This is a genomic window from Algoriphagus sp. UBA3586, from assembly GCF_002376385.1.
Taxonomy (GTDB): domain Bacteria; phylum Bacteroidota; class Bacteroidia; order Cytophagales; family Cyclobacteriaceae; genus Algoriphagus; species Algoriphagus ornithinivorans.
This window is the reverse complement of sequence record NZ_DFMT01000006.1, coordinates 47,603-60,841: the sequence shown is the minus strand read 5'-3', so window position 1 is coordinate 60,841 and position 13,239 is coordinate 47,603. Positions and strand designations below refer to the sequence as shown.

10 protein-coding genes are annotated in these 13,239 nt (G+C 37.2%); 9 read left to right on the top strand and 1 reads right to left on the bottom strand.

Going from position 1 to position 13,239, the window contains the following annotated elements:
* Positions 1-423: 423 nt before the first annotated feature.
* The 3 genes from B2906_RS01170 (at position 424) to B2906_RS01160 (ending at position 4,680) form a co-directional block, all read left to right on the top strand.
* Complete coding sequence (locus tag B2906_RS01170) at positions 424-1,965, top strand: hypothetical protein (protein ID WP_286935322.1); 1,542 nt, start codon at positions 424-426, stop codon at positions 1,963-1,965.
* A 67-nt stretch (positions 1,966-2,032) separates the two neighbouring features.
* Positions 2,033-3,517: a hypothetical protein gene (locus B2906_RS01165; RefSeq protein ID WP_286935321.1), complete on the top strand. Its 1,485-nt coding sequence runs from the start codon at positions 2,033-2,035 to the stop codon at positions 3,515-3,517.
* Positions 3,514-4,680, top strand: a complete 1,167-nt coding sequence (locus B2906_RS01160; RefSeq protein ID WP_286935319.1) for a hypothetical protein — start codon at positions 3,514-3,516, stop codon at positions 4,678-4,680. The genes B2906_RS01165 and B2906_RS01160 overlap by 4 nt, the downstream gene beginning before the upstream one ends.
* Here the strand turns inward: B2906_RS01160 and B2906_RS01155 are convergent.
* Entirely contained in the window at positions 4,641-6,011 is a 1,371-nt protein-coding gene (locus tag B2906_RS01155) for a hypothetical protein (RefSeq protein ID WP_286935317.1), read from the bottom strand. The two genes, B2906_RS01160 and B2906_RS01155, sit on opposite strands and share 40 nt — an antisense overlap.
* 271 nt (positions 6,012-6,282) lie before the next feature.
* On the opposite strand from B2906_RS01155, the gene B2906_RS01150 reads away from it, so the two are divergent.
* From B2906_RS01150 to rffA, 6 genes are all read left to right on the top strand, one after another.
* The gene (locus B2906_RS01150; protein WP_219958398.1) at positions 6,283-6,789 is read left to right on the top strand and encodes a winged helix-turn-helix domain-containing protein; all 507 of its coding nucleotides are present in this window, start codon (positions 6,283-6,285) and stop codon (positions 6,787-6,789) included.
* Positions 6,790-6,894: 105 nt separating this feature from the next.
* Positions 6,895-7,671, top strand: a complete 777-nt coding sequence (locus B2906_RS01145) for an ABC transporter permease (protein ID WP_219959400.1) — start codon at positions 6,895-6,897, stop codon at positions 7,669-7,671.
* Between the two features lie 964 nt (positions 7,672-8,635).
* A complete protein-coding gene (locus B2906_RS01140; RefSeq protein ID WP_219958399.1) occupies positions 8,636-9,553 on the top strand; it encodes a glycosyltransferase family 2 protein in 918 nt (305 codons plus the stop codon).
* A 237-nt stretch (positions 9,554-9,790) separates the two neighbouring features.
* Complete coding sequence (locus tag B2906_RS01135; RefSeq protein ID WP_219958400.1) at positions 9,791-10,462, top strand: GNAT family N-acetyltransferase; 672 nt, start codon at positions 9,791-9,793, stop codon at positions 10,460-10,462.
* A gap of 401 nt (positions 10,463-10,863) precedes the next feature.
* Complete coding sequence (locus tag B2906_RS01130) at positions 10,864-11,475, top strand: zeta toxin family protein (RefSeq protein WP_219958402.1); 612 nt, start codon at positions 10,864-10,866, stop codon at positions 11,473-11,475.
* A gap of 348 nt (positions 11,476-11,823) precedes the next feature.
* On the top strand, positions 11,824-13,047 hold the full coding sequence (rffA, locus tag B2906_RS01125) for a dTDP-4-amino-4,6-dideoxygalactose transaminase (protein WP_219958403.1): 1,224 nt from the start codon (positions 11,824-11,826) through the stop codon (positions 13,045-13,047).
* The last annotated feature ends 192 nt before the right edge of the window (positions 13,048-13,239 follow it).

The window sequence follows — 13,239 nt, the reverse complement described above, 5'->3', positions numbered from 1 at the left end:
CTATTCCAAAGGTAGAATTTGTCTTTCAAAAAAAAATACCCTGTACAGGGTATTTTTTATGCTTTATAGCCAAAAGTTTTCCACATTTTTATACATTTTAAATAATTTGTATAATAATATCAATTGTCAAATTTATTCATTTTGAAACAATAGACTCATTCATCCATGTTTTTAGGTCGTTTGTATTTTTGGTTGTCCGGTGTCAAACCTTTAAAAAACTAGGTGGCGGAACATAGTCTTTATAGCCCCAAAAGCTCCTTCTTCACTGGCATAACATTCATAAAATCGTCCGATGTAAATTTGTTTTTCATAAAATCTGATTATCATACATTTTGAGAACCCAACTTCAATTGATAGCATTCAAATTTTAAAATCTTTCTCTCCAGATTTGTTTTCCCGTTTCAATATTCCATTTTGCTTTAGATGCTCACTCAATCCTTCAGATTCAGTAATATAAATACCTTTCTCTTTGTAGAGGCTACTCTTCTTTCATTGACCCTGATCGGAGCTGCATTCATTGGATTTGATATTTCTGATGAAGGTTTGTATGCCTTCCTAGCTGATCCTTTGCAGCCAAACCCTCAGGCAGTATTTAATTATGATTTATTTTTCAAACTGATATTCAGCTTAACTGAATTGAAGTTTTCACTTATTCAGCTAAGACTTCTCCGTTTGCTTGGCTACCTGATCGCAGCTTGGAGTTTGGCTTTATTTTTTAAAAATTACTTTGCCCATAAAAAAGCCAGTTGGCAAATTTTCTCCTTCATCTTTATTGGAATTTGTCTTGGATATGCCTTTCTGCCACAGACACTTTCTTATAATTCATTGAATGTTACACTTTCTTGTGTTTGGCTGGCAGTTTTATCCATACCCATTAAAAAATCATTTCAATACCTTTTGATAGGTGTTTCTTTGGCATTGATTTTCTATGTCAAATTTCCCACGGCCATCCTTTTATTTGGGATCACCTACATCACATTATTTTACCTTGAATCCGTGTCTTGGAAATGGATGCTGATGCTATTGCCCCTTCTCTTATTTGAACTTCTATTCTGGACTTTATTTCAAGAAAATGCTGTATTAAGACTGTCTGAAACACTTGGAAATCAGTTAGAAAGACCTCAGTATAATTTGCTTGATTTAATGAAGTCCCCACTTGTAGGGATTTTTTGGCTCGGTATCAGCTCCATTGGTTTTTACCTTCTGAAACTCCTAGATAATAAATCCAAGCTTAAGCCATTTCTAGTGATTCTATCTTGCTTAATTTTCATATCAGTAGTTTACCTAACTCACATCACACAAGAATGGAATCATCTATTTTTGTTGACCCTTTTCTTGTTTGTCGTTCATAGGCTAAACAATAGTTTTGGCGAAATTTCCTCTGCTCAGTTACCTTGGGTTCTGATTTTAACCTTTCTCCCTTTTATACTTCATTTCGGAAGCAATGTATACTGGTTGAGAATAGGCATCCACTATTCAGTGTTTTGGTTGCTTTTGGTAGCAATATTATCAAAGAGAAGAAATCAGATTCTTTTGGGCTTAAGTATCTTTTCCTTCTTTTGGATAATTAATGGTCTCGTTTTCCAACCATTTGAACAATCGCCTCTCTTTGAATCCAAAAGGTATTGGAAAATCCCCGGCAACTCCGGATTGTTTTTGGATAGCTCATTAGTTGAAATTTTAGAAAAATTGAAGGTGGAGTTGGATGGAGAAGATAATGTACAGGCTTTCTTCCGAAATCCAGGATTAGCATACCTATTGGGTAAAAACATCCCAGGTCAGGCTATGGTTTGGGATCCTAGTCAATTGAACACGCTAATTAATTTTGAAAAGGGATATCCTGTAATTTTTTGTCCTTCTGAATTCTCTGACCCAATTTTAGAATTACAAAGCATGAAAAAAACCTACATAGATTCCTACCAATCAAGACCTATTTACATATTTCAAAAGCAATCCCAAAACTGATTCCTTAAATTGCATTGTTCTTTATTGAGTTTCTAATTCGAATCTGAATTTATTTTTAACCAAAATCATGAAAAAAAGCTATTGGAGTATTCTTGGCGCACTAGCCTTAATCATGATAGCTTTTTTGCCTTGGCGATTTCAGGTGAATGATGATGAACTGATGATGTGGCTTGTTTCAGGAGCCTATACTGGCATGCCCGAAAATTATGCGGTTTTTATCCATCCCATTCTAAGCTTTTCATTAGCCAAACTCTATTCTTTCTTCCCCCTGATTCCGTGGTACCCATTCTTGTGGTTTACCTTAGGATATTTTGCCTATTTCACCTTATTGCAGGTGATTGAGCGTGAGTTTGTTTCCAATAGAATTAAAATAATTTTCTTCCTTTTTGCATTCGCTTTTCTAATTCATTTCAGCTTTTTTCTGCAGTTCTCTATAGTCTCATCCCTTTGCGTTTGTGCTGGGTTGGCAAATAGAATTTCAAAGAACAAGCTTCATGTGCATCCAGGTAAATTTTGGATGTTCTCAGATCTTTTAATTATAGCAGGATTTCTTATCAGACCTGAAGTTGCAATTTTACTTTTGGCAGCCTCTTGTCTTTATTTCTTGATTCTATCACATCAAAAAACATTGATGTTGTCTACACTTTACCCTTTGGTTTTTGTTCTGTTTTTTCAGGGTATAACTTTTCTTTGGCCAAAGTCTGAACCACTCCAAGACTTTATTGAACACAACCAGCTTCGTTCTCAGGTTTTTGATCACCCATTTTTACAATTGGAAAAGGATAGGTTCATCAATTCGGAACCAGAACTCTATTACTTCTCTAATGGTCTGATTGATTTTTCAGAAAATCAGCTGACTCGGGATAAGCTTTTGGAATGGAAGCATATGTTGGATGATTTAAGATGGGAAGCTGTTTCTTTTTCTTTCTATAAAAAATCATTTGGGACTTTTATCCAAAACGAACGATTTGTCTTAACCTTGATGGCGCTCTTCTTGCTTTTCACGCTCTACACAAATTTGAAAAAGGGGCTAAAGCTCCTTTTAGTGATAATTTTGGGATTGGTAGTTCTAGCTCCCTTCTATCTGATAAAAATTCAGATTTACATTCTTCTGTTTCTTTTATTCTTCATCCTAATGATACTCGATAGGCAGGAGGGCGAATTTCATAAATGGCCTTTTCTGATTTTTCAATCTATCCTTTCTATTGTCATTGTTTTTCATTGCTATTCTTTTAGCCTAAGCCATCATAATATTTCCTCCGGAACTGAGCTCCAAGAGAAACTGAATAAATTGAAGGGGGATGGTTATGCTGAAATCATCATTGCCAGCGAAAATAAATACTACTTGGAACTGATTTTTGAATCTCCATTGCCTTTTAAAATCATGGGTTGGGCTAGTTTATATGAGCACTATTTTCTCAATAATGAAAATTCAGACAGAGCCTATTTGATAGATTCCAATACCTACAAAAGCAATCTTGGCTATTTCAAAAACTGCAACTATCAGGTGGAAAAGTTCAATAATTTCATCATTGTTAAATGCCCAAAATGAGAATTTGGTTAGAAAGAAATCTTTGGGTATTCGATATCCTAATGATGGCTTTAATTATGGCCACTTTGACTTATATGATCAAATTTGTGCCTTATGGGGTTGATATTAAGATCCATAATTTCTTTCTGATAGAGTATCTGGAAAATGGCTATTTCCCAATCCCTCCGGGCTACTATTTTCTACTGTACCTTCTAGACCTTTTGATCAATTATAAATTCCAGTTTTTGATCAGTTCCATCCTATTGATGACGGGATTTTTATGGTGGAAATTTAGAATTACAGTAAAATGGATTTTTGAATCTTCATCCTTAGGAATATCTAAATCCTATCTTTTGGCATTTTTGTTTTTCTTTTTAGGTCCTATCGTGATCCCTTCTATCGATAGGGAATATTGGTACTTAGGAAAACTCAGTCAAATCATCTGGCACAATTCAACCATCATCGCAGCTTTCCCCTTTTGCCTACTTTTAGTTAAGCAAACTCTAACTTGGTGGGAAAATTACAGCAATCAGGCATTTCTTAACATATGCCTCTTAGTAGTAGCTATATTATTGATCAAGCCTAGTTTTCTATTTTGTTATTTACCTGTCTTCCTCTGCTACACGTTTTACTTAATTAAGCGTCCTTCGCAGCCATTCATCCTAGCCATCTGCCTAAGTGCATTTTCATTGCTTCTTATCTGGGCAGAAAAAATATTGATCTTTCAGTGGGATCCTATGGTAGTCAATTACTATTCACAAGAGGATATTCCCAGGGTGGTTTTGGAACCCTTTAAAATTTGGTTTCATTACAGCAATGAACCCTTTTTGGATCTCTTGAGTAGTATCCCTCTTACTTTATGCTTTTTGATTTTTTGGAGGAACAAAGCATTTGAAAATAGGTTTTTTAGTTTTTCACTTTGGACATTACTCCTCGCAATTTTGATTTATTTCATCTTTGCTGAAACCGGCTATAGAGAGTATCATGGAAATTTTTATTGGCAAATACCGGTTGCGCTTTACCTCCATAATTTAAGTATGTTGCTCATAGTGCTGAAAGAGTATCAGGAAAAGAATGAAAAATCACCTTTCCGCTTCAAAATATTTGCTTCGATTTTCAGTATCCAAGTTGTATTTGGCTTCGCTTATTGGCTGCGAATATTTTTTGAACGCATCATCAGCTGACCTTCTTGGATTTCCAGGAAATGACTGGCTTCTTTTAGCTCCATTTCATAATAAGGGAGAATGTAACGGATCACTTGACCTTTTTGGTTAACCACTGGTAATTGCTCCAAAGCAAACCCTGTAAGAGCCAAGGTATCAATTTGAATGAGCGGCTGTTCGAGCGTTTTAATATGGCTTACTAGATCTTTGGATATAGTCTTTGTTTGATAATTTTTTCTGAGTTGAATAAGCTCGTATTGAAAGGGAATTAGGAAAAGGAAAGCTAAACCATTGATTATAAGCAATCCTTTATAATAGTACTGGGAAGGAAATGCTGCGATAATTCTCAGATTCAAAAAAACAGTCAGAGGGAGCATCATTCTCCATTCCGTCCATTTGTAAAATTTATAAAAAACCAAGGTGAATAGGAATGTAACTGCAAGCATCAATATCCCCGACAGAACCAATTTATCTTTAGCAATTAATAAGAAACCTAGTATGAGAGAGACGAAAAGCCAGATTTTCCAAATAGCATAAAATGCGCCTTCTGAATAAGTAAAAAGGAAATATATATTCCGTTTGATGTTGAAAAATATGGTATCAAATAAAACACTCCAATTACCTTCACCAAACCAATATTTCATCTCTGAAAAAACATTGACCACTCCTTCATGAAAATTTGTTTGTAAAAGCCAGGTCAAAATAGGAATACTGAAAATCAGCACTAATACCAAAGACCTCCTGCCATTCCAGAGAAATGGAACCAACCCTATAAGGGCAAAAAGCCAAGTACTTCTAAATAGCCCCAGCAATAGGATAAAACTCACTAAAATCCATAAATCCCTTCCTCTACTGGATCGATGATAGCTTTCATAGAGATAATAAAGAATAATTGCTCCGCCTAAATGAATCAATTCCGGTAAAAGGCTGAACGCGTAAAACAGGGTAAAGGGAGAACTTAAAATAAGTATAATCTGAATAAGCTTAGTTGATAGTTTTTCCATAGATAGAATGAAAAGAAATAAACTCAGTAAAAGTATAGCCAGATTTACTTTTGAAATAAGTTGGAAATCATATCCGAAAAGCTTTCCAATACCACCATAAAGTAGGGGATATACAGGTCCATGCGCATCAAACTCGCCTATCTTTGAACCTCTTCCACTGTAGGTGAAAGAAGCTTTTAAACTTCCTGTTTCCGAAAAGGCCTCTGCATTTTTTATATAAAAATATTCATCACCATAGTAAGGATTGTTTTCCAAACCCATCAGAGAAAAGAAATACACATAGCTTAAAAGCAGGAGTCCAATGACTACATAATACAGCCTCATGTAATTCCTTTCCGGTTGGAGCATGGTTCGAAACTAAAGGTCTTCTTCAAAAAAGCGATTTTTCAATGATTTTATTTCCTGTTTTTAAAATATCTTGGAAAATTAAGTCATTCTTATAAATTTGCTATGAGTAATTTTTTTACTCGGTATTACCTCAATGTCTCCTCGGGTAGATAATTTTCTATTTGCCTTTGTTTTAGGAAATCCTGAAAATGGGACCGAAAGGGCGAAGCTTTCTGAAGTTTCAAATTGAGAGTTAATAGTTTTTAGTTTTTCAGATTTCTGAATTTAGCTTTTGTTAGAGTCTTTAGTTACTTCCAAAACAAGAATTAAGCTCCTGCTCAAATTCTTTTCTCATCAAAATTCAGGATACTTACGCTCTTTGGCTAAAGATTTTGACGAATCTACCAATTCAGTTAGAGTAGAGCTCAACCGCCTGACAGAAGCAGGGCTCTTAGTTTCAGAAGAGGAAGGAAAGACCAAAGTGTACAAGGCGAATAATCAGCATCCATTTTTTGCGGAGATCAAAAATATGGTTTCCAAATTCTTGGGCCTGGATGACCTCATGGAGAGAATAGTCAAAAGAATGGGTGAGGTGGAAAAAGCCTATATCATTGGAGATTATGCACATGGCATAGACTCAGGAACTGTCAATATGATCCTGATAGGAAAGAATCTGGACCAGAATTATCTGAATTTCATTAAAAACAAAACCTACGAGAAAGTTCAAAGAAAAGTAGAAGTATCTATTCTCGACGAAGACCCAGGCAATATTGCCGGAATACTAGTGTACGGAGCTTAAAACACAACTTCCAACTTTAAACTCTTCACTTTAAACTTTAAATTTCAAACCTTGTCCTCAACCAATCCCCATTACAAAGTAATCGAACCCTCCTCCGGCTGGAAGATGGTAGATTTCAAAGAAATTTGGAAGTACAAGGATCTTTTATATTTCCTGACTTTAAGAGGGATCAAAGCGCGCTATGCTCAGTCCATCTTGGGAGTTTCTTGGGCCATTATACAGCCCCTATTTACCACCTTGGTATTTACATTGGTTTTTGGAGGCTTAGCAAAGGTTGACTCAGACGGAATGCCTTATGTGTTATTTTCCTATTTGGCACTCTGGCCTTGGAATTATTTCAGTGGAACCCTGACCGAATCAGCCAATTCCCTGATCCAAAATGCGAATATGATCACCAAGGTTTACTTCCCTAGAATGGTGCTTCCACTTTCTGCCATTCTATCCAAACTTCTGGATTTTACCATTGCGTTTGTTGTAGTCATCTTTATGCTGATATATTTCAAGCAAATGCCAGGAATAGGAGTGCTTTTTCTTCCATTATTGATCATACAGTTGTTGATGTGCAGTCTGGGAATCGGCATGTTTCTTTCAGCCTTAGCAGTTAAATACAGGGATGTCAAGCATGCGTTGACCTTTGTAGTTCAGTTGCTGCTTTACGCTGCCCCGGTAGTCTATAGTACTACGGCCGTTCCTGAAATTTACAGACCATTTTATATACTCAACCCCATGGTGGGTGTGATCGAAGGCTTTCGGGCTTCTTTTCTGAATCGACCTATGCCTTGGGAATGGATTTGGCCGGGTAGTATTGTAGCAGTCGTATTCTTCGTCTTTGGGATGTTTTATTTTAGAAGGATGGAGAGGATTTTTGCGGATGTGGCTTGATTCAGTTGGCAATAGTCAGTTGGCAGTAAGCAGTGAGCAGTGAACAGTTACGTCACTGCGAGCGAAGCGAAGCAGTCCCAGGTACAGTTGTTAGTTAGCAGTTTGCAGTGAACAGTTACGTCACTGCGAGTGAAACGAAGCAGTCTTATGATTTCTCGCGGCGACACAGCGGCGCAGCGGATTTAATCTCCCGCAAAGAGATGAAGATGCAAAGAGGGGAGTTAAAAGTGAAAAGTTTGGTTCTCTCTTTAAATTTAATTTTATAGCTCCAAAGGAGCGGGATTTCTTAGAAAAGTCTTATGATTTCTCGCGGCGACACAGCGACACAGCGGTTTTTTCTCCCGCAAAGGAATGAAGAAGCAAAGAGGGACGTTAAAAGTTTGGTCCTCCCTTTAAATTTGATTTTAAAGCTCCAAACTGATGTAGTGTAAAGCCTCAGAGAGGCGTTTTGGTTGTAGAATCGTAAAGTAAGAGTATAAAAGAGCTTCAGAGAAGCGATTTGATTTTGATTTTTTTTGTCTCCCGCAAAGAAATGAAGAAGCAAAGAGGGAGTTTACAGTTTGGCCCTGACTTTTCAATTTAATTTTATAGCTCCAAAGGAGCGGAATTACTTAGAAAAGTCTCATAATCTCTCGCAGCGACTCAACGGCGCAGCGGATTTAATCTCCCGCAAAGGAATGAAGAAGCAAAGAGGGAGTTTACAGTTTGGCCCTGACTTTTCAATTTAATTTTATAGCTCCAAAGGAGCGGGATTATTTAGCAAAATAAGTTAGGAACAAACAGTAATACAGCTCTGAAAGAGCGGGATAAGAAAAGTTTTAAAGGGCTAGAGTTTTACGTTTCCTCTTGAATTTTACATCTCCAATGACCCTGACATTAATTTCTTGAAAACGACCTTAAAGTCCCCCTCAAGTAGCATTTATGAGTTTTTCAGACTTCATAATTCAAACTTCATAATTTAATCGTGCATCTATCCATCATCTCACCAGTCTACTGCGCTGAGCAATTGCTCGACCAACTCGTGGAAAGAGTCATAGAATCGGTAGGAGCCATCAGCTCGGATTTTGAGGTTATTTTGGTGGATGATTATAGTCCGGATAATTCTTGGAGTAAAATAGAGGAACTGTCTACTAAGCATCCGCAAGTAAAAGGGATTAAACTCTCCAGAAACTTCGGGCAGCATTATGCCATTACAGCAGGGCTGGATCAGGCAAAAGGAGAATGGGTAGTAGTGATGGATTGTGATTTGCAGGATAGACCGGAGGAAATCCCTGCCTTGTATGAAAAAGCCCAAGAAGGCTTCGAAGCAGTTTTCGCACAGCGGATAAATCGAAAAGATACTTTTTTTAAAAAATTGGGTTCCAAAGTCTTTTACAAAACTCTGGGATACCTGACTGGGGTGGCTCAAGATGAAACCGTAGCTAATTTTGGAATATACCACCGAAAGCTGATCGATGAAATTGTCCAAATGAGAGAAAAAATCAGATTCTTTCCAGCAATGGTAAAATGGGTTGGTTTTCGACAGACGGCAATTCCAGTTATTCATAAGGAAAACGGTGAACGGGAAACCACCTATTCCTTTAAAAAGCTTTTCAATTTAGCATTGGACATTATGCTGGCTTATAGTGATAAGCCCATTCGCATGACCGTCAAGCTGGGAGTGGGAGTAGCCTTCACAGGCTTTTTATTCGCCATATTTACTCTGATTCGTTATTGGATGGGAGATATCATAGTAGCGGGTTATGCCAGTTTAATCATTTCCATTTGGCTCCTAACAGGCTTTCTTCTAATCACTTTGGGAATGGTGGGATTGTACGTCGGGAAGATTTTTGAAGGAGTCAAAAACCGCCCGATTTACATTGTGGAGAAAAAAACATATTGATTTAGTAGAATTCTGCCTTGTGCTAAAAGCCAAAAGCTGGAAGACGGGAGACCGAAGACCGAAGAAGACGTTAAGAAGCGAGAGATGAGAGGCGAGAGAATAGATGCGAGAAACGAGATGCGAGATGCGAGAGATTAGAGACGAGACTCAGTTAAACTCTTACTCGATTACACAATTACTCATCCAATAACAAATAACTCAATAACCAATATCTCCCTCCAACTTTAAACTCTCGACTTGCTAACTCATCTCCCTTTTGATTCAGAACTCTTTGGTTATCCGGTTGGAAAGTATGAAGTGACGAAAAATTGGGATCAGGATGAATTTTTGAAGCAGACCCCTAGCTTTCAGTTGGTATACTTGATCAGTGAGCATGAACTGGATATCAAATCAAAATATATTCAACTGATGGATGTGAAGTTGGTTTTTGAGAAAGCATTGAAATCCGAATCTACCTTTACAGATAATATTGAACTATATCAAGGTCAACTAACAGAAGATTTGATTTCATTGGCTTTGGCTAGTGGAGAATATTCACGGTTTAAAGTAGATCCTAGATTAGATCAAGGTGAGTTTGAAAAGCTATACCAAATCTGGATTACCAAAGCTCTGCAAAAAAGAGAAGTATTAGTTTATGGGGCATTGGAAGGAATGGTCACCTGCAGTGTGGAGGGAGAACTGGGCCAAATTGGTTTGATAGCTGTCAAAGCGTCTTCAAGGGGCAAAGGAATAGGAGAGAAGCTGCTAAAAAAAGCGGAATCCTGGGCTTTTGAAAAAGGAGCTAGAAAAATGAAAATCCCAACCCAAAAAGCTAATACACCCGCTTTAAACCTATATAAAAAAATGGGCTATAAAATCGCTTCGCAAACCAATATCTATCATTATTGGAATCCTAAGTTTAAAGTGTGAGACAAGAAGCGAGAGACTAGAAATTAGAAGCGAGAAGCTAGATGCGAGAAACTAGAAACGAGACAGCCTAATTACTCGGTTAATCTTTACTCAATTACACAACACAAATCGAAGCGTGCCTGAACGATGAACATTGAACGTAGAACAACTCAGAGATGAGAGCCGAAAGATGAAACTCAAATTGATTACGGAGACATCTGAGGAGGAAATCCTTAATAATGTCAAATAGAAAATTTATCTTTACAGAATGAATCGAGAAGCCAAAATACTTGAAATTCAAAAATTTCAGAAATTCTTGAAAGCTGAAATGCCTAGAATTCTTCAGGAAATAAAGGTTTATGAAAAAGCTATGAAAGAGGGCTTGATCAAAAAAAATCCAATTTCAGCTCCACAACTTAAATTTGAGTAAGCCAAAACTTTGGATAATAGCAGGATGTAACGGAGCTGGAAAATCATCCTTCTCAAAAGCTTTTTTTAAAGGAAATCTCATTCCTTTCGATTATGATCAACACTTTTTGAAGATTTATAAAAAGCTCCAGCCTTCAGATATTCAAGATAAAATGGCACATAATTTGGCTTTTAAGGAGTTACAGAGACAAATTGATCAGGCCATTTTAGAAAAGAGGGACTTTTGTTACGAGACAAATTTTAACTCAACGCCTCTTCATTGGCCTCAAATATTCAAAACAAATGGATACGAACTTCATCTTATTTATTTTGTATTAAATTCAATCCAAGAGGCTAAAAGACGAGTGGCTATCCGAGTTGAGAATGGAGGGCATTTTGTTCCTGATAGGGAAATTCAAAAAAGATATTTTGCTGGATTTCAAAACCTAGACAATCATTTTGAGTTTTTCAACTCACTTGATGTTTACAATTGCTCTTATTACAAGCAAGAACCAAAATATTGCTTTTCATTGGAAAAAGGAGAAGCAATCATGTGCGAAGAATTTCCTGAGTTTCTAAAATCCTTAATTCCCAAAATAGCTTCTAAAATTGAGGGTTTTCAATGAATACTCCAAGTTCAATTTCATACAGAATTTGGAACTAGAGACTATAGATTAGAAGCGAGAAACGAGAAGCGAGAGACGAGACAGCCTAATTACTCGGTTAATCTTTACTCAATTACACAACACAAATAAAAGCGGGCTTGAACAATGAACTCTGAACTTTGAACTAAGTAACGAGAAGCGAGAGACGAGAAGCTAGATGCGAGAAACTAGAAGCGAGAAGCGAGAGATTAGAAACGAGAAGCGAGAGACGAGACTCAGTTAACCACTTACTCAATTACACAATTACTCAATAAGAAACTCCCTTTTCAGACTTCACAATCAAATTTCAGACTTATCAACCTGTCACCTGTGAACTATAAAATCCCCTTCAACAAACCCTACCAAAGCGGCAAAGAACTGGAATACATTCAGGATGCTATCCAAAGGGGGAAGATTTCGGGAAATGGGTACTACACTCAAAAATGTCAGCAATTCTTTGAGTCTAAATATAATTTTGGAAAATGTCTCTTGACTTCATCCTGTACCGATGCGCTGGAAATGGCAGCAATTCTTTTGGATATACAGCCGGGTGATGAAGTAATTCTTCCCAGCTACACGTTTGTTTCCACAGCCAATGCTTTTGTATTAAGAGGAGCATTCATTGTTTTTGTAGATAGCAGGGAAGATCATCCCGGAATGGATGAAAAACTTGTGGAGGAACTGATCACCCCCAAAACCAAAGCGATTGTGGTCGTGCACTATGCGGGTTTCCCAGTAGAAATGGATCAAATCATGGCAATTGCTCAAAAGCATCAGCTCAAAGTGGTGGAAGATGCCGCTCAAGCCATAGATCAGGAGTATCAGGGGAAATACCTGGGAGCATGGGGCCATTTAGCCACTTTTAGTTTCCATGAAACCAAGAATATCCAATGCGGAGAAGGTGGAATGCTTGTCATTAATGATCCAGAATTAGTTAAAAGGGCTGAGATTATTTGGGAAAAAGGAACTGATAGAGCAGCGTTTTTTAGAGGTGAAGTCAATAAATACGGATGGGTAGATATGGGGAGTTCATTCCTTCCATCCGAAGTGACAGCGGCATTTCTCTGGGCCCAACTCGAAAATCTAGATGATATCCAAAACAGACGTAAAGCCATTTGGGAAGACTACTATAGGACTTTCTCTGAGGATAGGTTTGGATCCAAAACCTTAAGTCCAAAATACCTTGAGATAGTGAAGAGTTTAAAGTTTAAAGTGGAAAGTGATGTCGCAGATCAAAATATGGAAGATAGGCTTGGAGTATTAGGATTTTCAGACTTCAGACTTCCATCCTTCAGCTTTCAGGCCAATGCCCATATGTTCTACTTGGTTTTCCCTGACCTAGAAAGCAGAACTTCCTATGCCCAAGCACTTAAGGAAAAAGGAATATTAGCGGTATTTCACTACCAATCTTTGCATAAATCTGATTTTGTCAGGGATAATTACCCAGCTCAATTTCAAAGGGAATTGCCTCAAGCAGATCGCTATACGGATTGTTTGCTTCGCTTGCCCTTGTTTTATGAACTCCCGGAGTTAAGTGAAAATAATCTAGCTTGATTGATTCTTTTCAGCTTAAGCTGTAATGTTTTTTGTCTAAAATAAATCTTAAGTTGAAAATCATGCTTCCAAAAGGACTAAAAAACTATATGTTTACCCGCTTTCTCACTAGTAAGAAGAAAATACAATCACTGGTATAATTGCGGATAATCTTAAATAATTTTATCATTTCCACCTTTCTGAAAAAATATT